The sequence below is a fragment of the Streptosporangium sp. G12 genome, assembly GCF_052983175.1.
The window spans coordinates 204,521-224,324 of sequence record NZ_JBRIQO010000002.1 but is presented as its reverse complement, the minus strand read 5'-3'; the positions used below and the strand labels follow the sequence as shown (position 1 = coordinate 224,324).

The 19,804-nt window shown below is 70.6% G+C and carries 18 protein-coding genes and 3 tRNA genes; 13 read left to right on the top strand and 8 right to left on the bottom strand.

Annotated elements, in window-relative coordinates; all coding sequences use genetic code 11:
* The first annotated feature begins 102 nt into the window (after positions 1–102).
* Complete coding sequence (locus ACVCAG_RS04170; protein WP_440084597.1) at positions 103–1,845, top strand: hypothetical protein; 1,743 nt, start codon at positions 103–105, stop codon at positions 1,843–1,845.
* 109 nt (positions 1,846–1,954) lie between these two features.
* Here the strand turns inward: ACVCAG_RS04170 and ACVCAG_RS04165 are convergent, their stop codons facing one another.
* The 4 genes from ACVCAG_RS04165 to ACVCAG_RS04150 form a co-directional block, all read right to left on the bottom strand.
* Positions 1,955–2,467, bottom strand: a complete 513-nt coding sequence (locus ACVCAG_RS04165) for a hotdog fold thioesterase (RefSeq protein WP_440084596.1) — start codon at positions 2,465–2,467, stop codon at positions 1,955–1,957.
* 347 nt (positions 2,468–2,814) lie between these two features.
* Positions 2,815–2,887: transfer RNA gene (locus ACVCAG_RS04160), tRNA-Glu, on the bottom strand.
* A gap of 13 nt (positions 2,888–2,900) precedes the next feature.
* A tRNA-Glu gene (locus ACVCAG_RS04155) sits at positions 2,901–2,976 on the bottom strand.
* A 62-nt stretch (positions 2,977–3,038) separates the two neighbouring features.
* A tRNA-Gln gene (locus ACVCAG_RS04150) sits at positions 3,039–3,110 on the bottom strand.
* 176 nt (positions 3,111–3,286) lie between these two features.
* Between ACVCAG_RS04150 and ACVCAG_RS04145 the strand changes: the two genes are divergently transcribed.
* A complete protein-coding gene (locus ACVCAG_RS04145) occupies positions 3,287–5,275 on the top strand; it encodes a M3 family metallopeptidase (RefSeq protein ID WP_440084595.1) in 1,989 nt (662 codons plus the stop codon).
* Positions 5,276–5,412: 137 nt separating this feature from the next.
* Positions 5,413–7,137: a carboxylesterase/lipase family protein gene (locus ACVCAG_RS04140; RefSeq protein WP_447189469.1), complete on the top strand. Its 1,725-nt coding sequence runs from the start codon at positions 5,413–5,415 to the stop codon at positions 7,135–7,137.
* 298 nt (positions 7,138–7,435) lie between these two features.
* Here ACVCAG_RS04140 and gltX read toward each other — a convergent pair whose 3' ends face one another.
* Positions 7,436–8,767, bottom strand: a complete 1,332-nt coding sequence (gene gltX, locus ACVCAG_RS04135; protein WP_440084645.1) for a glutamate--tRNA ligase — start codon at positions 8,765–8,767, stop codon at positions 7,436–7,438.
* Positions 8,768–8,795: 28 nt separating this feature from the next.
* A complete protein-coding gene (locus tag ACVCAG_RS04130; RefSeq protein ID WP_440084593.1) occupies positions 8,796–9,572 on the bottom strand; it encodes a fumarylacetoacetate hydrolase family protein in 777 nt (258 codons plus the stop codon).
* Between the two features lie 236 nt (positions 9,573–9,808).
* On the opposite strand from ACVCAG_RS04130, the gene ACVCAG_RS04125 reads away from it, so the two are divergent.
* The 7 genes from ACVCAG_RS04125 (at position 9,809) to ACVCAG_RS04095 (ending at position 13,698) form a co-directional block, all read left to right on the top strand.
* Complete coding sequence (locus ACVCAG_RS04125) at positions 9,809–10,303, top strand: Asp23/Gls24 family envelope stress response protein (protein WP_440084592.1); 495 nt, start codon at positions 9,809–9,811, stop codon at positions 10,301–10,303.
* Positions 10,300–11,070, top strand: a complete 771-nt coding sequence (locus tag ACVCAG_RS04120) for a hypothetical protein (RefSeq protein ID WP_440084591.1) — start codon at positions 10,300–10,302, stop codon at positions 11,068–11,070. Before ACVCAG_RS04125 ends, ACVCAG_RS04120 begins: the two co-directional genes overlap by 4 nt.
* Entirely contained in the window at positions 11,067–11,255 is a 189-nt protein-coding gene (locus ACVCAG_RS04115; protein WP_344749107.1) for a hypothetical protein, read from the top strand. Before ACVCAG_RS04120 ends, ACVCAG_RS04115 begins: the two co-directional genes overlap by 4 nt.
* Positions 11,252–11,902: an Asp23/Gls24 family envelope stress response protein gene (locus ACVCAG_RS04110; protein WP_440084590.1), complete on the top strand. Its 651-nt coding sequence runs from the start codon at positions 11,252–11,254 to the stop codon at positions 11,900–11,902. Before ACVCAG_RS04115 ends, ACVCAG_RS04110 begins: the two co-directional genes overlap by 4 nt.
* Positions 11,902–12,618, top strand: coding sequence for a DUF6286 domain-containing protein (locus ACVCAG_RS04105; RefSeq protein ID WP_447189468.1), 717 nt, complete (start codon positions 11,902–11,904; stop codon positions 12,616–12,618). Before ACVCAG_RS04110 ends, ACVCAG_RS04105 begins: the two co-directional genes overlap by 1 nt.
* A gap of 5 nt (positions 12,619–12,623) precedes the next feature.
* Positions 12,624–13,211: a hypothetical protein gene (locus tag ACVCAG_RS04100; RefSeq protein WP_440084588.1), complete on the top strand. Its 588-nt coding sequence runs from the start codon at positions 12,624–12,626 to the stop codon at positions 13,209–13,211.
* A 106-nt stretch (positions 13,212–13,317) separates the two neighbouring features.
* Positions 13,318–13,698 (top strand): antibiotic biosynthesis monooxygenase, encoded by a 381-nt coding sequence (locus ACVCAG_RS04095; protein WP_440084644.1) that lies wholly within the window; start codon positions 13,318–13,320, stop codon positions 13,696–13,698.
* A gap of 72 nt (positions 13,699–13,770) precedes the next feature.
* Here ACVCAG_RS04095 and ACVCAG_RS04090 read toward each other — a convergent pair whose 3' ends face one another.
* A complete protein-coding gene (locus ACVCAG_RS04090) occupies positions 13,771–14,367 on the bottom strand; it encodes an HD domain-containing protein (protein WP_440084587.1) in 597 nt (198 codons plus the stop codon).
* 396 nt (positions 14,368–14,763) lie between these two features.
* On the opposite strand from ACVCAG_RS04090, the gene ACVCAG_RS04085 reads away from it, so the two are divergent.
* The gene (locus tag ACVCAG_RS04085) at positions 14,764–16,443 is read left to right on the top strand and encodes a heparinase II/III domain-containing protein (RefSeq protein ID WP_440084586.1); all 1,680 of its coding nucleotides are present in this window, start codon (positions 14,764–14,766) and stop codon (positions 16,441–16,443) included.
* Between the two features lie 108 nt (positions 16,444–16,551).
* Here ACVCAG_RS04085 and cimA read toward each other — a convergent pair whose 3' ends face one another.
* A complete protein-coding gene (gene cimA, locus ACVCAG_RS04080) occupies positions 16,552–18,126 on the bottom strand; it encodes a citramalate synthase (RefSeq protein ID WP_440084585.1) in 1,575 nt (524 codons plus the stop codon).
* A 324-nt stretch (positions 18,127–18,450) separates the two neighbouring features.
* Here cimA and ACVCAG_RS04075 point away from each other — a divergent pair, with 324 nt between their 5' ends.
* Both ACVCAG_RS04075 and ACVCAG_RS04070 read left to right on the top strand, forming a co-directional pair.
* Entirely contained in the window at positions 18,451–19,104 is a 654-nt protein-coding gene (locus ACVCAG_RS04075) for a class I SAM-dependent methyltransferase (protein ID WP_440084584.1), read from the top strand.
* A 102-nt stretch (positions 19,105–19,206) separates the two neighbouring features.
* Entirely contained in the window at positions 19,207–19,797 is a 591-nt protein-coding gene (locus tag ACVCAG_RS04070) for a Uma2 family endonuclease (protein ID WP_440084583.1), read from the top strand.
* Positions 19,798–19,804 lie beyond the last annotated feature (7 nt).

Below are 19,804 nucleotides of genomic sequence, written 5' to 3'. Positions count from 1 at the left end.
CGGCGGCCGGATCACCTGGCGAAGGGCCGCGCCGGTTGACATCGGCCGACCTGAGGACGATATGAGGAGGCGAGCACCCCTGCGGCCCCCTAGGCTGGGAAGGTGACAGATCGCATCGAGGCAGCCGCGGCTGAACTGCGTCCCCTGCTCCAAAACTTCATCCTCTGGGCGCGTGAGAACGCACCCGGCAGCGATTCCAATCTGGTCGGCTCTGTCGCACTGTGGCACCGCCTGATCGCCTCCGACGACGTCGGCCGGTGGAAGCAGTCCGACCTGCGCACGGTGCTCCTCGATCGGATGCCGCAGGTCGTCGAGGACCCTGACGCCGCCGCCGACGGCATGGTGCCCGCGATCCGCGCCTACCTGACCTTCCTGTCGGAGTCCGACCGCCTGGCCAAGGGCTCCGCCTCGCTGGACGATCTGCTCGCCGAGCTCGACCGCCTCGAGGACGACTTCGTCGACGCCATGGAGGATCTCGTCGTCGAGGACGACGAGGACGAGGAGTACGACGACGAGGAGGAGTCCGAGGGGCTCGGCGACTTCGAGCCGTTCGCCGACGAGCTCTCCGAGCTGCCGACGATCCGGCTCCGCCCGGACAGCGAGCTGGCCGCGGCCACCCGCGGGACGACCCTGATCGCCAAGGCCCGCGACCTCGCGGTCTGGGTCGGGACCGAGCGCCGGGTGGGCGAGACGAGCCTGCTGGACGACGCCGAGATCGCCGAGGCCCTGGCGGTCCTGAAGCTTCCGGTCCCCGAGAAGGGCGGCGCGTCGCTGGCCGACTCCGTCCCCGCCCTCTGGAACATCTGGAACCTCGCGATCGACCTCGACTTCCTCCAGCCCGAGGGGGAGGACACCGTCAGCGTCGACGCCGACACCGCGGAGTGGCCCTTCGAGGAGGACGACGACGCGCTCGACGCGTGGATGGCGGGCCTGCACTCCATCGACTACGGCGACCCCGAGCTGGAGGACGAGGAGGCCACGATCGCCCTGTCCGGGCTGACCAGGGCGCTGCTGGTCCGGGTGCTGCTGGCGACGGGTTCGAAGCCGCTGGCCGAGCTCCGCACCGAGCTGGCCGAGGCCGCCGCCGAGTACGACGACCTGGGCGCCGAGGCCTGGGCCGCCGCCACCGCGCAGTACGGCGACCCGCTCAACCCCGTGCTCGACTGGCTGGCCGGATACGGCATGGTCGAGGTCGAGCACAACCAGGTGCGGCTGACGCCGCTCGGCATGGAGGGCGTGGTCCACCTCGTGGACGACGCCGACATCGAGCTGGACGCCCGGCCCGCCATCGACGCGATGACGGCCCTCGACCTGCTCTCCTTCGGCGCCGAGCTTCCCGAGGAGGAGGCGGACGCCGAGTTCGCGGCCTGGATGGAGCTGCGCGCCCCCGAGCAGGCCGCCAGGGACCTGCTGGAGGCCGCCGCCGAGGACGACGCGGACGCGCTGATCCGGGTCCAGGCGGCCAGCATGGTTGGCTCGCTCGGCGACGTGGCCGTGCCCGCGTGGCGGGAGGCCCTCGACGAGCCTTCCCTGCGCCCGTACGCGGCCACCCACCTGGCCCAGCTGGGCGTCGAGGACGCTCCCACCCCCACCCAGGCCGACACCCACTGGCTGATCCTCGACATGCTGACCATCTCCGCCGGCCTCGGCCGCCCGGAGTTCGTCAGCAGCCTCGACGACATCGGCAACGTGCCGAACCTGGTCAGCCTGCTCGAGGTGATCTGGAAGGTGCCGCACCCGCACCTCGAGGAGCTGCTGGAGGCGATCGGCAAGGCCCACCCCGACAAGCAGGTGGGCAAGGCCGCCAAGCGGGCCCTGTTCAAGGCCCGTTCGGGACAGAACTAGCCGTCCGGCCCGCTCCGGAGCCCGGGCGACCGGCTCCGGGGCGGGACCCGGCCCCTACCGGGAAACAGCCGGGGACGGCTGGAGGACGGCTGGAAACGGCCGGGACGGATCAGCCCAGCGGGAAGACGGCGCAGGTCGTGGTGGCGTGGGCGTACAGCTTGCCGTTGCCCTCACCCACGATCCGCGCCTCCGAGGTGGCGACGGTCCGGCCGACGTGCAGGGTCCTGGCCTCGCAGCGCAGCGGCCCGGTGTTCGCGTAGACCGGCCGGACCATGTTCACCCCGAGCTGGACGGTCGTGTACGCCTTGCCGGGCGGCAGCTCTGTCATGATCGCGCACCCGAGGGCCGAGTCGAGCAGGGTGGCGAGATAGCCGCCGTGCACGCTTCCCAGCGGGTTGTAGAGGTGCTCGCCGGTCTCCCCCACGAAGACCGCCAGGCCACGCTCGACGTGGGTTATCCGGAAACCGAGCGTGCCCGCGATCGGCGGCGGCGGGATGCGGCCGTCGACCAGCCGTTCCAGGAACTCCAGGCCCGACAGTTCCGCCAGGTCGGCGGGGAACGCCGGTGGCGTCCACGAGTGGGTCCGCGAGATCGTCGGCTGGGTCTCAGGGGTCGTCGGCATGGGCTCCACCATCGCGAGGGGTCGTACCCGGGTACGGATCACGTACCCCGCACGGTATTTGATCGCCTGCCCGCCGGGGAGGGCGATCCGCACTCCGGGGCCCGTCCGGGCAGGAAGCCCGGTCCCTGGTCGAGGGACCTCCCGGGCGGGGAGCGCGGCCCCCGTTCCGGGATCCGCCCAGGTGGGGAGCGCGGTCCCCGCTCCGGGATCCGCCCAGGCGGAGCGGGGTCCGCGCGGAAACGCGAGGGCGGAAACAGGAGGAGAGATCCGGAACGGGGGCGCGGGAATTTTCGAGGGATCCGGAAATGCGAAAACCCCGGAAGCGGTTGCTTCCGGGGTTCGCGATGTAGCCCCGACCGGATTCGAACCGGCGCTACCGCCTTGAGAGGGCGGCGTCCTAGGCCACTAGACGACGGAGCCTTGCGAGAGACAGTGGTAGTCCCGACCGGATTCGAACCGGCGCTACCGCCTTGAGAGGGCGGCGTCCTGGGCCACTAGACGACGGGACCCTACACACTGTCATCAGATTCGGAGGGGACCGAATCTGCGGCATCTTCCTGAGAAGATGCAGCTGGGGTACCAGGACTCGAACCTAGAACAACTGAACCAGAATCAGCCGTGTTGCCAATTACACCATACCCCACCGCGCTGGACCCCCTTGCGGGACTCGCTGGCGACTCCGAAAGAATAGCCCAGGTTGGGGGTCAAGACCAAAACGATTGCCTGCGGCCGAATCGCGGTATCACCGGGCTGCCGCCACGAAGGTCCACTGTGTAACGCTGCTGGAGAAGATCCAGCCGCATGTGAGGAGTTCCCACCTTGACCGACAACCCGTTCTTCACCCCCAGCGAGCTGCCCTACGGCCTTCCGCCGTTCGCCCTGGTCAGGGAGGAGCACTACCTTCCGGCCTTCGAGCGCGGCATGGCCGACCAGCTCCGTGAGGTGCGGGAGATCACCGAGAATCCGGAGCCCGCGACGTTCGCCAACACGATCGAGGCCCTGGAGCGCTCGGGGCGGATCCTCCACCGGACCGTGACCGTTTTCTTCAGCGTCTCGGCCTCCGACGCGACCGACGGCATCCGGGAGATCGAGACGGAGATCTCCCCCAGGCTGACCCAGCACGCCGACTCCATCCGTCTTGACCGCTCCCTGTACGCCCGGATCAAACAGGTGACCACCGATGACACCGAGGAGGCGTGGCTGCTGGAGAAGTACCGCGTCGACTTCGTCAGGGCCGGGGCCGACCTGTCGGAGACCGACCAGGGGCGCCTCAGGGAGCTCAACGAGGAGCTGAGCAGGCTCGCCACGACCTTCTCCCAGAACCTGCTGACGGCCTCCACCGCCTCCGCGCTGGTCGTCGATGACGTCAGACTGCTGGACGGCCTCCCCGAGAGCACGATCAAGGCGATCGAGAAGGACGGCTCGTACGTCCTGACGCTGTTCAACCACACCAACCAGCCCGCCCTGGCGGAGCTGACCGACAGGGAGACCCGCAGGAGGCTGTACGAGCTGTCCACGGGCCGGGCTCCGGAGAACTTCGAGCTGGCGGCCAGGATGGCGACGCTCCGCGCCGAGCGGGCGGCGCTGCTCGGCTACCCCAGCCACGCCGCCTACTCCGTCGCCGACCAGACGGCCAAGACCACCGACGCCGTCGAGGAGATGCTCGGCAAGCTGGTGGGCCCGGCGGTGGCCAACGCCCGCCGGGAGGCCGAGGCGCTGAGCGAGCAGGCCGGTTTCCCCATCGAGCCGTGGGACTGGTCCTTCTACGCGGAGCGGGTGCGCAAGGCCCGGTACGACTTCGACGGCGCCGACCTGCGCCCGTACTTCGAACTGGACCGGGTGCTGCGCGACGGGGTCTTCCACGCGGCGGGCGAGCTGTACGGGGTCACCTTCTCCGAGCGGGACGACCTGGCCGGGTACCACCCGGACGTGCGGGTCTTCGAGGTGTTCGACGCCGACGGCTCGCCGCTCGGGTTGTTCCTGTTCGACGCGTACGCCCGGCCCACCAAGCGCGGCGGCGCCTGGATGAACAACCTGGTCGACCAGTCGCACCTGTTCGACGAGCGGCCCGTGGTGATGAACAACCTCAACATCACCAAGCCCGCCGAGGGGCCGACGCTGCTCACGTTCGACGAGGTCAACACCGCCTTCCACGAGTTCGGCCACGCCCTGCACGGCCTGTTCTCCGACGTGCGCTTCCCCCTGGTCTCCGGGACGGCGGTGCCGCGCGACTTCGTGGAGTACCCCTCTCAGGTCAACGAGATGTGGGCCACCTGGCCGTCGATCCTCGCCAACTTCGCCAGGCACCACGAGACCGGCGAGCCCGTGCCCGCGGAGCTCCTGGAGAAGATGAGGGCCGCCGAGAAGTTCAACCAGGGCTTCAGCACCGTCGAGTACCTCGCGGCGGCACTGCTCGACTGGTCCTGGCACAAGCTGGCGGCGGGCGAACCCATCGAGAACGCCGCGGACGCCGAGGCGTTCGAGAACGCCGCCCTGGAGCGCGCGGGGATCGCCTTCGACCTGGTCCGACCCCGCTACCGGACCAACTACTTCGCGCACATCTTCTTCAGCGGGGTGGGCGGCTACAGCGCCGGCTACTACTCGTACATCTGGAGCGAGGTGCTCGACGCCGAGAGCGTCGACTGGTTCGAGGAGAACGGCGGCCTCGGGCGCGAGAACGGCGACCACTTCCGCTCCACCCTGCTGTCGGTGGGCGGCTCGCGGGACGTGATGGACGCCTTCCGCGACTTCCGCGGGCGCGACCCGCGCATCGAGCCCCTGCTGAAGCGCCGCGGCCTGCTGGTCTAGCCGGCCGGAGCCGTCCTTCGAAGGACACGGTCTGCCGGTATGTGCCTCGGCGCACCGCCGGGGTGCGGTTTCCCGCACCCCGGCCGGGGACGCAGATCCAATGCGCCGGGAGGCGGCCGGAAGGCATCGTGGACGCCATGAGACGACCGTGGAACAGGACGGGCGCCGCGCTCGTCGCCGGCCTGGCCGGAGCCCTGCTGCTGGGAACGACGGGCCCCGCGACGGCACGGGCACAGCAGGAGGAAGGCCCTGACGCGCGACAGGCCGCCCCCGTCGCGGCCTCCCCGATCTCCCCGGCCTCCCCGGCCGGAACCGGCGGGGACATGACGGTGCGTACCGACGCCGGGTGGGTGAAGGGCGTGCGGGCCGGCGGCCAGCGGCTCTTCCAGGGCATCCCGTACGCCGCGCCGCCGGTCGGGGAGCTGCGCTGGCGGTCGCCGCAGGCCGTCGCCCCGTGGCGGGGGGTACGCGACGCCGGCGCGCCCGGCAGCCGGTGCGCGCAGGTCGCCGACAAATGGGGGCTGCCGGGAAGCGAGGCGGAGGACTGCCTCTACCTCGACGTGACCGCGCCCGCGCCCGCGCGAAGCGTCGGGAACCGCCCCAGGCCGGTCATGGTGTGGCTGCACGGCGGGGGCCTGATGAGGGGCGCGGGCAGCGACTACGACGCCCGCAGGCTGGCCGAGCGGGGCGACGTCGTGGTGGTGAAGGTCAACTACCGGCTGGGGATCTTCGGGTTCTTCGGCCACCCCGGGCTGGAGGACTCCGGGGCCTTCGGGATCGAGGACCAGCAGGCGGCGCTGCGCTGGGTGCGGCGCAACGCCGCGGCGTTCGGCGGCGACCCGCGCAACGTCACCCTGTTCGGCGAGTCCGCGGGGTCGCACTCGGTGTGCGCGCAGCTCGCCTCCCCCTCGGCGGCGGGGCTGTTCCACCGGGCGATCGCCCAGAGCACCGCGTGCGGGACGGGAAGCTCCGGCAGGACATCGCCGAGGCCCGTCATGGACGTGCCCCTCTGGCTCCCCAAGGCCGCCTACGAGGGCTACGGACAGCTCCTGGCCGCCAATCTGGGGTGCGCCGACCCGGAGGCCGCGCTCGTCTGCCTGAGGGGCAGGCCGGTGGCCGACCTGCTCGCCCAGAAGCCCCTCCCGCTACCGGGGTACGGCAACGCGGTGCTGCCCGAGGACCCCGCGAAGGTGTTCCAGGAGGGCCGTTTCCACCGGGTGCCGATGCTGACGGGCCTCACCCGGGACGAGGGCACGCTGTTCGCCTCGGAGATGTTCGAGCCGATGACGGCCGCCGAGTACGAGAACGACGTCAACGACAGGTTCGGCGCCGCGGGGCCCGACGTCCTGGCCCGCTACCCGCTGAGCGCCCACGACGGCTCGCCCCTCCAGGCGATGGCGGCCATCATGAGCGATCTCGACTGGGCGTGGCCGGCGCGCGACACCGACCTGTTGCTCGCCCGGTACGTGCCGACCTACTCCTACGAGTTCACCGACCGTACGGCGCCCCCGCTCTTCCCGCTGGACCACGGGGTCAGGCCGCTCGCCGCGCACGGCTCCGAGCTGTCGTTCCTGTTCGGGGTCGGCTGGGAGTCCGCTCCGCTCACCCCCGCGCAGCGGCGGCTCGGGGACACGATGATCGACTACTGGTCGAGGTTCGCCGCCACCGGCGACCCGAACCGGCCGGGCCTGCCCGCCTGGAAGCGCGTGCGCCCCGCCGACGGCACGCCGTACGTGCAGGAGCTGGCCCCGGGAAAGGACGGTATCAAGCCCTTCGACCGCGCCTCGGCCCACAACCTCGCCTTCTGGGACGAGCTCGCCGGGCGGGGGACGGGAGCCGGGCAGGGCGCGAAGACCGAATAGGGCACGAAGACCGCTCAGGGCGCGGAGCCCGGTCAGGGGTGCGGAAGGGAAGCGTTCCTCCGAGTCCCCTTCCTGATCTCTCTCCCGTGGCTCCGGCCACCGGCGGCCACCCGGTGGCCACCCGTGGCCGGTGACCGAAAGCGAAGGCCCGCCCCCGGCGAATGCCCGGGGGCGGGCCTTGTGGTTCGGCCTCGTCCCGTCAAAGCGTTCGGCCAGGCCTGAGACCCCGGCCCTGAGACCCCGGCCCGTCAGATCACCCGGCCGGGCCCGGAGCCCGGCTCGGATCCGCGGGGTCCGGTCAGGCCTGGAGCTTCGCGAGGGCGGCGCGGAGGCGCTCGGCGGAGCGCTCGCGGCCGAGGACCTCGATCGACTCGAACAGCGGCAGGCCCACGGTCCGGCCGGTGACGGCCACCCGCACGGGGGCCTGGGCCTTGCCGAGCTTGAGACCGTGTTCCAGGCCGACCTCCTCCAGGGCGGTCTTCAGCGATTCGGGGTCCATGTCGACCGTCTCCAGGCGGGCGAGATAGCCGGTGAGGATCTCCACGGCGGAGTTCTTCATCGCCTTGTCCCACGACGCCTGGTCGAAGACGGGCTCGTCCAGGAAGAGGAAGTCGACGTTCGCCGTGATCTCGGACAGGACCGCGATGCGGGTCTGGGCGAGCTCGGCGACCTTGGCGAAGGTCGCGCGGTCCCAGCCGGGCTCCAGCCACGGCTCGCAGCGGGCGGCGAACTCCTCCAGGGGCAGCGCCCGGATGTACTCGCCGTTGAACGCGCGGAGCTTCTTCTCGTCGAAGAACGCCGGGGAGGGGTTGACGTCCTCCAGCTTGAACAGCGGCACCATCTCCGGCCAGGGCATGATCTCCCGGTCGTCGCCGGGCCCCCAGCCGAGCAGCATCAGGTAGTTGACCATCGCCTCGGCCAGGTAGCCCTCCTCACGGTAGGACTCCAGGGCGACCTTGTCGCGGCGCTTGGACAGCTTCTGGCGCTTCTCGTTCACGATCACCGGCACGTGCGCCCAGGTGGGCGGGGCGACGCCGAGCGCCTCCCAGAGCAGCTGCTGCTTGGGCGTGTTGGACAGGTGCTCCTCGGCCCGGACCACGTGGCTGATCCGCATCTCGACGTCGTCGACGACGTTGGCCAGCACGAACAGCGGGGAACCGTCGCCGCGCGCGACGACGAAGTCCTCCATCGCGTTGTTGGGGAACTCGACGGTGCCGCGGACCAGGTCCTGGACCACGGTGACGCCCTCGTCCGGGGTGCGGAAGCGGATCGCGCCCTCGGTCAGGCCGCGGTCGCGGCAGAAGCCGTCGTAGCCCTGGTGCTCGGAGCCGGTGCGCGCCTTCACCTCGTCGCGGGTGCACGTGCAGTAGTAGGCCCGGCCCTCGGCGACGAGCCTGGCCGCGGCCTCGCGGTGCTGCTTCTCGTACGACGACTGGAAGTAGGGGCCCTCGAAGGCCGGGCTGTCCTCGTTGACGCCGATCCAGGCGAGCGCCGAGATGATGCCCTCGGTCCACTCCGGCCGGTTGCGCGCGGCGTCGGTGTCCTCGATGCGCAGCACGAACCTCCCGCCGGCCTGCTCGGCCAGGGCCCAGTTGAACAGCGCGGAGCGGGCGCCGCCGACATGGAACATGCCGGTCGGCGAGGGAGCGAAACGAACCCTAATCACGGGAGACCACCCGGTTGCTGAGAGTGCCGATTCCTTCGACGAAAACGCTGACCTCGTCGCCGACGCTGAGCGGGCCGACCCCTTCGGGGGTCCCGGTGAGGATGACGTCACCGGGAATCAGGGTCATGACCGCGCTCACGTGGGCGATCAGCGCGGGGATGTCGTACATGAGCTTGGAGGTGCGCGAGTTCTGCTTGATCTCGCCGTTCACCGTCGTGACGATGCCGACGTCGCTCGGGTCGAGCTCGGTCTGGATCCACGGGCCGAGCGGGCAGAAGGTGTCGAAGCCCTTGGCCCGGGTGAACTGGACGTCCTTCTTCTGCAGGTCCCGCGCCGTGACGTCGTTGGCGCAGGTGTAGCCGAAGATGACCTCGTGTGCCCGCTCGCGGGGCACCTCGCGGCAGAGCCTGCCGATCACCACGGCCAGCTCCCCCTCGTAGTCGACCCGCTGGGAGAGCGTCGTCGGGTAGGCGATGGCCTCGCCCGAGCCGATCACCGAGGTCGACGGCTTGAGGAAGACCAGCGGCTCGTCGGGGACCTCGCCGCCCATCTCCCGGGCGTGGTCGGCGTAGTTCTTGCCGATCGCGACGACCTTGCTGGGCAGCATGGGCGCGACCAGCCTGACCTGGGAGAGCGAGTATCGCTCGCCGGTGAACTGGATCGGCCCGAACGGATGACCGGAGATCCCGGAGATGAACTCCTCCCCTGGGCCGCCCTCGACCACCCCGAACCCGACACCTTCTCCTGTGGAGAACCTCGCTATACGCACACGACAAGGCTAGTCGCGCTCAGGGTCCCGCCGGACCGTGCCCGCGTCTCCTCGCTCCGCCGCTCGGAAACCTTGCACCATATGCAGCTAAAAGTAGCTACAAATCCGATTTTATCGATAGTGCCATGTTTGCTCCAAGAAAAGCTATGTCCTGATTTATGTGCATATGAGGGGTATGACCGCCTCAGAGGCATCGGGGAGGCCAGAAGGCCTTCCCAACGGGGGAAGGAACGGACGTGACTGAAGCCAGCACGGTGAACAGGCCCAAGGGCGACGAGGCCACGGTGCCGCGGGCACGCACCGACAGCCCCGGATCCCAGAGTGGCCTGGTCACCTCCAAGGGGACCACCACCATCGACAGCGGGGTCGTATCGAAGATCGCTGGGCTCGCGGCCAGGGAGATCCCCGGCGTGCACAACATGGGCACGGGCACGGCGCGCGCTCTGGGCGCGGTACGCGGCATGGTGGGCGCCGACAAGAGCGCCACCCAGGGGGTCTCGGTCGAGGTGGGCGAGCGGCAGGCCGCCGCCGACCTGGAAGTGGTCGTCGATTACGGGATCGCCATCCCCGACCTGGCCGCCGCCGTACGCCGCAACGTGATCACGGCGGTCGAGCGCATGACCGGGCTCGAGGTCACCGAGGTCAACATCAAGGTCTCCGACGTCCACATGCCCGGCCAGGACAAGGACAGCTCGGAGGATTCGTCCGAGTCGGAGCCCCGCGTCCAGTGAAGGGCCCGGCAGGCGGTGCGGCGGGACCGGGCCGCGAGCCCAGGGACCCGGCCCGCGAGACCGTGACGCCTCCGACGCCGGCGGATCCCGGCCGCGGGACGGCCGCGCCCGCGCGGCACGGGGAGTCCGGCGCCGGCACGACCCCGCCCGCGCGGCAGGGGGAGCCCGGCGGCGAGACGACCACGCCCGCGCGCGAGCCGGCGAAGCCCGCCAGGACCGCCGTTCCGACACCGGCGACGGCCATACCCGCGCACCGGCCGAGCGATCCGTCGCGCAGGCCGGCCGCCGCAGCCCGGCAGGTACCCCGGCAGAAGGCCGCGCCCGCGCCGGCGGACCCCGCCCGCGGACCGGCCGGTCAGAGCCGGGAAACGGGTCGTGGCCGGGAGACCGGGGAAACGGCGAGGCCGGCGCGCGAGCCCGGAGCCCCGGCCCGGGCGGCACCGGGTCCCGCACGCGATACAGCCGTCGTCACCCGCGAACCCGAAAATCCGGTTTTCGGGGCGACCGACCTCGCGCACAGGATCGCCTATGCCGTACGGCGCTGCCCCGACGTGGTGGACCTGTCGGGCGGGCCGTTCGGGACCGTGGCGACCTACCTGCCCGGCGAGCGGTTGGCCGGTGTCGCGCTGCGCGAGAACGAGGTGGAGGTCTCGGTCGTCGTCAGGCTGGGGCGCCCGCTACCGGAGATCGCCGACGGAGTGCGAGCGGCGGTCGCCCCGATGGTGGGGAACCGGCCGGTGAACGTCCATATCGGAGGTTTGAGATGAGTAATTTCCCAGTGTGGTCCGTGGTCGGCACGATCGTCGGTGTCCTTCTGGGCTTCGCGGCGGCCTTCGGCGGCCTCGGCGCGTTCCTGCTGGTGCTCGTACTGGGCGCCGTCGGATTCCTCATCGGCCGCTTCGCGGAGACCGGAGAGGTCGACCTGTCCCGGCTGGCGGCGAGACGGCGATGAACACCCCCGTCGAGCACCGTCCCGCGTCCTCCGGGACGGCCGCGGATCCGGACCCCCCTGCCTCGCGGCAGGCGGGCTCCGTCCCCGCGGAAACCGGCGGGTCCGCGCGGCCCGCCGTCCCCGCCCAGCCGTCACGGCAGGCCGTACCGGCCGAACGGCGCGGCAGGACCGACATACCCGACCGGGTGGTGTCGCGCATCGCGGCCCGCGCGGCCGGAGAGGTGGCACGGGTACGGGAGGTCGGCGAGCGGAGGCCGCTGTCCTTGCGCGGCGGCACCCACGCCACCCTCGACGGTGAGCTCGCGACGCTCCGGCTGGAGGTGACGGTCGAGTATCCGGCTCCGATCCGCGAGGTGGCCGAGGAGGTCAGGCGCCACGTCACCGAACGGGTCATGGCCCTCACCGGCATGGACGTCGGCTACATCGACGTCTTCGTCACCGATGTGGCCCCCGCCCGTGATGATCACGGCGATCGTGGAATCTCGCGGGCCGGGGACGCCGTACCGGCCGGAGGAGGTCAGGCGGAGAACCCGGCGGGCGGCGTCGGCCGGGCCGGCGCCGGGACCCCGGACCGGACCGCAGCGCCCGTCGGCGATCCCGCCGACGACCCCACCGAGGACATCGTCCCGTTACGTGAGGAGCGATGATGGCCAGGCAGGTACCCGACCCGGCGGAGCCGGTCCCCGGAGCGGAACCGACCGGCGAGATGACGACCGCACCCCGTGCGGAGACGGCGGAACCGGCCGTACCGCCGGCGTACGGCACAGCCGAGTCCTCACCGCCGCCGATATACGGCACGGTGGCGAAGGACGCCTCCGCGGATCGCGCGGCGGTCAGGGCGTTCCGCCCGCGCCGGGTGGTTCCCGCGGTCATCACGGCCATCCTGATGACCCTGCTCGGCCTCCTCGTCGCGCTGGAGGTCATCTCCGCGCTGCTGGGCCGCCCGCTCCGCCTGGTGCCGTACGACCGGATCCTGTCTTGGGCGACGTCGACGCCGTGGAACGACCCGCGGGTGATGACGGGCGCGGGCCTGGTGGGGTTGCTGGGCCTGCTGCTGGTGCTGCTCGCGCTCATTCCGGGCCGGCCCACGCTGATCCCGGTGAGGACCGGGGACAGGGACCTGGCCATCGGCATGCAGCGGCGGGGCTTCACCCGGTCGCTGGCCCACGCGGCCGAGCAGGTGCAGGGAATCGAGCACGCCCGGGTACGGCTGCGGGGAAAGGCCGTGCACGTCGCGGCCGACAGCGGCATGCGGGACACCCGCGGGCTGGCCGACGCCGTACGGGAGGCCGTGAACCTGCGGATCACCGCGCTCTCCCCCGTCTGGAAGTATCCCGTCCGCGTGCATCTGCGAGAGAAGTGAGCGCCATGGACGACAGGACCGCCCGGGGCAACCGGCTGGGGTTGCTGATCGTGGGACTGACACTGATGATCCTCAGCGCCCTGGCGATCGCACGCGGCGCGGGAGCCTTCCCGCAGGCCGTGGCGCCCGCCCGCAGCCCGCTCGTGGACGGCTCGGTACGCCAGCCGTTCGCCACCTACAACCCGTGGCTGTGGTGGGTGATCGCGGCGGCGGGCATCGTGCTCGCGCTGTTCGGCCTGCGCTGGCTGCTGGCCCAGGGACGTCGCGGCAGGCTGGGCGGCATGCGCCTCGAGGGCGGCCCCGCCGGGGTCACCGAGGTCGACACGGGCAGCGTCACCGACGCGGCGGCCGCCGAGGCGGGCACGCACCCCGCGATCATCAACGCCACCGCCGACATGATCGGTACGAACGCGCACCCGGCCGTACGGATGAAGGTGGTGGTCGCCGAGGACGCGCCGATGAGCGCGGTCCGCGAGCAGCTGGGCGGGGTGGTCATCCCGCACATGCGCCAGGCTCTGGAGACCGAGCGCATGCCCGCCGTCGCCCGGGTGAGCCTGGAGGACGCGCCACGCCGCCCGAGGACCATCGCCTGACCCGCACGACGGAGCGCCGATCATAGAGTGATCAGGGAAACCAACGCTTCGAGGAGACGATGTGCCTTCGGTCGTGAAGATAAACGCGCTGACGGTGTCCGGGGAGATGCGCGAGGAGCTGGAACGCCGCTTCTCCAACCGGGCGGGGATCGTCGAGTCCGCGGACGGGTTCGAGTGGTTCGAGCTGCTCCGCCCCGTGGACGGCACCGACCGGTACCTGGTCTACACCCGCTGGCGCTCCGAGGAGGACTTCAAGCGCTGGACGGAGAGCCAGGCCTTCCAGCGGGGCCACGCCCAGGCCGCCGCCGAGACCGGCCAGGGACAGGGGCACGCCGACGCCCACAGCGCGGCCCAGGGCCACGGGCACGGCCAGGGGCAGGGTGGCCCGGCCCAGGGGCACGGCCACGGGCAGGGGCCCGCCGCCACCGGGGCCGAGCTGTGGTCCTTCGAGGTCGTCCAGAGCACCGGTCCCGCGCCGGAAGCCTGAGCGGCGACGAGAGCAGGGCTTCCCCCGAGAAGCCCGAGCGGCGACGAGAGCCGGGCTCCCCGCGGGGAGCCCTCAGCGGTCCAGCGGGTTGGCGGCGATGCGCTCGGCGACCCCCGAACGGACGAACCGCCCGGCCAGGCTGTCCGGCTTGCGGGCGGCCTGGTCGACGAAGCACGCGGTGAACTCCGGGCCGATCCCCAGCCGGGGGTGGCGTTCCAGCACCTCGGCGCGGAGCTCCGCCGGGAAGTCCTCCGGCCGCCGCCCGGAGATGTCGAGCCCGGTGGACAGTTCGAGCAAATACCCCTCGGGGTCCTGTTCGGGGTCGACCTTGTCCCACATGTGGCGTACGACGATCTCCGACGCGCGCACGCGGCGCTCGACGGGCCACCCGGCCCCGGCGGCGAAGACCCACGCCACGTGGCCGCCCGCCTCCTCGAACGGCACGGTGTGGCTGTCGAACTCCTTGACCAGGCCGATGTCGTGCATCATCGACGCGACGTACAGCAGCTCGTCGTCGAAGGCGACGTCGTTCATCGCACCGTAGGCCGCCGCGAAAAGGTAGGCCCGGACGGAGTGGTTGAGCAGGGCGGGCGAGCAGTAGGCGGTCGCCACCTCCAGCGCCCCTCGGGCGGCCGGTGTGTCGGGGATGACGATGTCGGCGAGTCTCATACCGCCCAGCCTGCCGAAACACGGCGACGTCCGCGAGTGGCAGGAGAGCCATCGACCGACAAAATCGCGCCATGGGCGAACGGACGGGCCGGGTGGGGCGGGTGGGCGCCCGCAGGCATGCGGGAGGTCCGGAGAACGCCGGGAACACGGTGAGAGCGGTGAGAGCGGTGAGAGCGGCGAGAGCGGCGAGAGCGCCGGACGCCCCGCGAAAGCCATGGCCCCGTGACTCCTGTGACCCTCGTGACCTCTGTGGACTCCGGTGCACGCTGTGAGGAAACTGGGAGACCCGCATCTAGTTGCTAACGATGTTCCAGAAGGGACCATCCCGGCTTGACCGGTTTGGTGGGATCCGGACAGCATGATCCGCCCCCCTCGTTCGGCCCGGAAGGAACTGGCGTGCGCCGCCGCACAAAAGCATTCGCTCTCTGCATCATCCTCCTGACGACCTGCGGCGTCACGGTCGGTACCGCGGAGGCGAGGGAGGCGAAACGCACCGCCGAGTGCCAGGGCGACTGGCTGCCCGCCACGCCGACGTCGACGGACATCATGAACGGCGAGGTCGACTTCCTCGACCTCGCCCCGGTGAAGGTCGGCAGGAACGTCGACTGGCGCACCGACCCCTACCGCAACCGCTCGTGGAGCATGGTCTTCCACTCGCTGCGCTGGATGGGCCGTCTCGTCGCCGACTACGAGACGAACGGCAACGAGGCGTACCTGACACGGGCCGTCGAGATCGCCAAGGACTGGGTGGCCGACAACCCCCGCGGCGGCGCGAGAACCAGCCCGTACGCCTGGCAGGAGCACCCGATCGCGCTGCGCGCCCCCGCGCTGGTCTGCCTCAGCAAGCACGTCGGCGGCTCGTGGCTCTCCGGCAGCCTGGCCGAGCACGCGAAGATGCTCTCCGACCCCAGGCTGTACGAGAAGGGCCACAACCACGGCATCGACCAGGACATCGCGCTGCTCGGCATCGGCTGCCGCTACGGCCGCGACCAGTGGTCCAGCCTCGCGATCAGGCGGCTCACCGAGACCGTGAAGCTCGACGTCGACTCCCAGGGAGTGCTGCGCGAGCAGGCCCCGCGCTACGCGCTCTACGTCTACGACCGCCTGAAGGTCGCGATGGACAACATCAGGGCGTGCAAGCGGAAGGTGCCCGACGACATCTCCCGGCGCTGGGAGTCGCTGGAGGACTTCATCTCCCACTCCACCCAGCCCGACGGGTTCATGGTCCCGATCGGCGACGGTGGCGCGGACGTGCGGCCGGTCGGCTACAGCCACCCGAAGCAGACCGTGCGGGTGTTCGGCGGCGGCTACGTCTACGGGCGCACCGCCTGGGACAAGCCCGAGTCGGCCTTCTACTCCATCCGCTTCGGGCCCGGCATGAAGTACCACGGCCACGAGGACCATCTGGGCGTGACCTACTACGCCCAGGGCCGTGACGTCCTGGTCGACGCCGGCTTCGACTCGTACGAGAACAGCGGCTACCGAAACTGGACGATCTCCCCCGAGGCGCACAACACGTCGATGGTGGCCGGAGCGAGGTTCCGCGGCAAGACCGCCACCGCGCTGAGCAGGTCGTCGATCGGACAGGACCGGCAGAGCTACCGGCTGACCGACAGGGCCTACGGCGTGCCCAGGACCCGCTCGGTGCTCGTCAACCACCGCCAGGACGTGATGGCCGTGCTGGACACGGTCCCCAAGGGCTCGAAGGTCCGCAACGTCTGGCACTTCTCCCGTGACCTGTCAGCCGTCTCCAGCGGTGGCGGCCAGGTCGTGGTGAAGGACAAGGCGGGCTGGAAGGCGACGCTCGCCCAGGTCTCGATGCCGTCCTGCCGGCCGGTCTCCGGGCTGAAGGTGGTCCGCGGCCAGAAGAACCCGTACCAGGGCTGGGTCTCCTCCGCCTACCTGCAGAGACACCCCGCCCCCGCGGTCGTCGCACCCGCCTCGGGCGACTCCGTGCTGACCGTGGTGGTCCCCGGCAGCGGGAAGCCGTCGCTCTCCTGCTCCGGCGGCAAGGTCAGCCTGGAGACCTCCGAGGGCCAGGTGAGCTTCCGCGTCAGCGGCGCCGACCTCTCCTGACGGGCTTCGTCCCCCCGGCTCTCGCCGAGGGGGCTCTCCGGCCGTCTCCCAGGCGGTGCCTTCCGGCTGGGAGACGCCGGTGGCCTGGCGACGGCCGGGGCGGGCGGGTCAGGCGGTGTGGCCCGCGCGCAGGAGGCCGTAGGTGACGGCCTGCTCCAGCGCCTGCCAGGAGGCCTCGATGATGTTCTCGTCGACACCGACCGTGGACCACTCCCCGGCGGCGTCGCTGGAGGTGATCAGCACGCGCGTGACGGCGTCGGTGCCGTGCGTGCCCTCCAGGATGCGTACCTTGAAGTCGATCAGCTCGACCCCCGCCAGCTCGGGGTAGAGCCGCTCCAGCCCCAGCCGTACGGCCCGGTCGAGGGCGTTGACCGGGCCGTTGCCCTCACCGGTGGCGACGATCCGCTCCCCCTTGGCGTGCAGCTTCACGGTGGCCTCGCTGACGACCTCGCCACCCCGGGCCCGCTCGACGATCACCCTCCAGGACTCGACCTGGAAGTGGCGCCTGCGCTCGCCCGCGACGGTGTCGCGCAGCAGCAGCTCGAAGGAGGCGTCGGCGGCCTCGAAGGTGTAGCCCTTCGACTCCATCTCCTTGACCCGGTTCACCAGTTCCCGCGAGGTGTCGGAGGCCAGCTCGTAGCCCAGCTCGCGGCCCTTGAGCTCCACCGAGGCGCGTCCGGCCATGTCGGAGACGAGCATGCGCATGTCGTTGCCGACCTCGGCGGGGTCGATGTGCTGGTAGAGGTTGGGGTCGACCTTGATCGCGCTGGCGTGCAGCCCCGCCTTGTGGGCGAAGGCGGAGACGCCCACGTAGGGGGCGTGGGAGTTGGGGGTGACGTTGGTGACCTCGGTGATCGCGTGGGCGATCCTGGTCATGTCGGCCAGCGCCTCCCGCGGCACGAGGTCGAACCCCCGCTTGAGCTGCAGGTTGGCCACCACGGTGAACAGGTTGGCGTTGCCCGAGCGCTCACCGTAGCCGTTGGCGCAGCCCTGCACGTGGGTGGCGCCGGCCTTCACCGCGGCCAGGGAGTTGGCGACCGCGCAGCCGGTGTCGTCGTGGCAGTGGATGCCGATCCTGGCCGACGTCCCGACCGCCGCGTGCACGACCTCGGCCAGCTCGTCGGGGAGCATGCCCCCGTTGGTGTCGCACAGCGCGATGACCGAGGCTCCCGCCTCGGCGGCGGTGCGCAGCACCTCCAGCGCGTAGTCCGGGTTGGACTTGTAGCCGTCGAAGAAGTGCTCGGCGTCGAGGAAGACCCTCTGTCCCTCCGCACGAAGGTGGGAGACCGTGTCGCGGATCATCGCGAGGTTCTCCTGGAGGGTCGTGCGAAGGGCCAGCTCCACGTGCCGGTCGTGACTCTTGGCGACAAGCGTCACGACCGGCGCGCCGGATTCGCGCAGCGCGGCCACCAACGGGTCGTCGGCCGCCTTCACACCTGCCCGGCGGGTCGCGCCGAACGCGGCGAGCTGCGCGTGCTTCAGGTCGAGCTCTGTTTGGGCGCGCCTGAAGAATTCCGTGTCCTTGGGGTTGGCGCCGGGCCAGCCTCCCTCGATGAAGCCGACGCCCAGGCCGTCCAGGTGACGCGCGATGGCCAGCTTGTCGGCCACCGTGAGGTTGAGCCCCTCCTGCTGGGCACCGTCACGGAGAGTCGTGTCGTACACGTGGAAGCGATCGTCGGCCATGTCGTTCTCCTTCGCGGGTTCGATGATTCGCCGCGCGCTCATCCGGCTTCTGGAAACAAAAATGACCCCTCACGGACGTGAGAGGTCTGCGCGCTGGCGGTGTCCCTTTTCAGCCAGCGCGCCTGCCGATAATGAGCAGACCGTAGAACATGATGCTTCGGAGTCTGCCATACGCCGACACCATCTGACACATCGATCTCAGGATCCGAGACCCGCGGCGTGTCGGCACAGACCGGGCGGGCCCGGAACACCGGCTCGTACACGACCCGGACACGACCTCGAATCACCCTCCGCCGCCGTCCGGCACCGGCGAGAATGGGCCCCATGAAGGCGACTTATCTCGACCCCACCGTGGGGCAGTATCTGCTCGCGCACACCACCCAGCCCGACGACGTCCTCGACGCGCTCGCGCTCGAGACCCGCGAGCTGACCGGCAACAACGCGTCGATGCAGATCTCCCCCGACCAGGGGCGCTTCCTCACCATGATCGCCCAGCTCGGCGGCGCCAGGAACGCGGTGGAGGTGGGCACCTTCACCGGCTACTCCTCCATCTGCCTCGCCCGCGGGCTCGCCCCGGGCGGCGGGCTCACCTGCTTCGACGTGAGCGAGGAGTGGACGGCGATCGCCCGGAGTTACTGGGACAAGGCGCGGGTCGCCGACCGCATCGAGCTGAGGATCGGCCCCGCGGCCGAGCGGCTGCGCGAGCTTCCCGAACACCCGGCCATCGACCTGGCGTTCATCGACGCCGACAAGGTCAACTATCCCGTCTACTACGAGATCCTCATGTCACGCCTGGCCCCCGGCGGGGTGATCCTCGTCGACAACACCCTGTGGAGCGGCCACGTCGCCGATCCCAGCAGGGACGACGAGACCGTCAGGCACATCCGCGAGTTCAACGACATGGTCAGCGCCGACGAGCGGGTCACCTCGATCATGCTCCCCATCGCCGACGGGCTCACCATGATTCGAAAGCACTGACGAGAACTTTCCCGGATCGCGGGCGCGCGGGAATCTTTTCGATTACTTTAAGCGACGCGACAAACACGTTGCGCCCACCCGCGTGGAGGGAAGGATGACCGCATGGCCAAGACCCTGGACCGTCGTGAGGCGAAGCCCATGTCCACCAACCACCAGGAGCTCGAACGGCACTACCAGAAGACCTGCGATCAGTGGCCCGACCGCAAGGTCGAGCTCATCAACGGCCGGATCGTGGTGAGGGAGTTGCCTACCCTCAACCACGCCAAGATCATCCTGCAGCTGCTGATCCAGCTCATCCCGTTCGCAACGGAACAGGGCTGGCATCCCGTATACGACGTCAAGCTCTTCCTGGGCGTCCAGAAAGATCGCTATCGGCCCGATCTCCTCGTCGTGCCGAAATTCCCCCGCATGTGGGACGACGAGAACGTCTATGCCGAAGAAACGCTGCTCGTCGTGGAGGTGGTCTCCCCCAGCAGCCGGGACGACGACCACGTCACCAAGCCCGAGAACTGTGCGATCGCGTGCGTCCCGCTCTATCTGGTGATCGACGCCACCCAAAATCTCGCCCGGCTGCTCAGCCACCCCGGGGAAAGGGGCTACCAGCAGCAACACCAGGTGATCCTCGGAGAGCCCCTTGAGCTCCCCGCGCCCTGGAATCTCACGATCGACACCGGCAAGCTGATCGAGGGATAGATCCGCC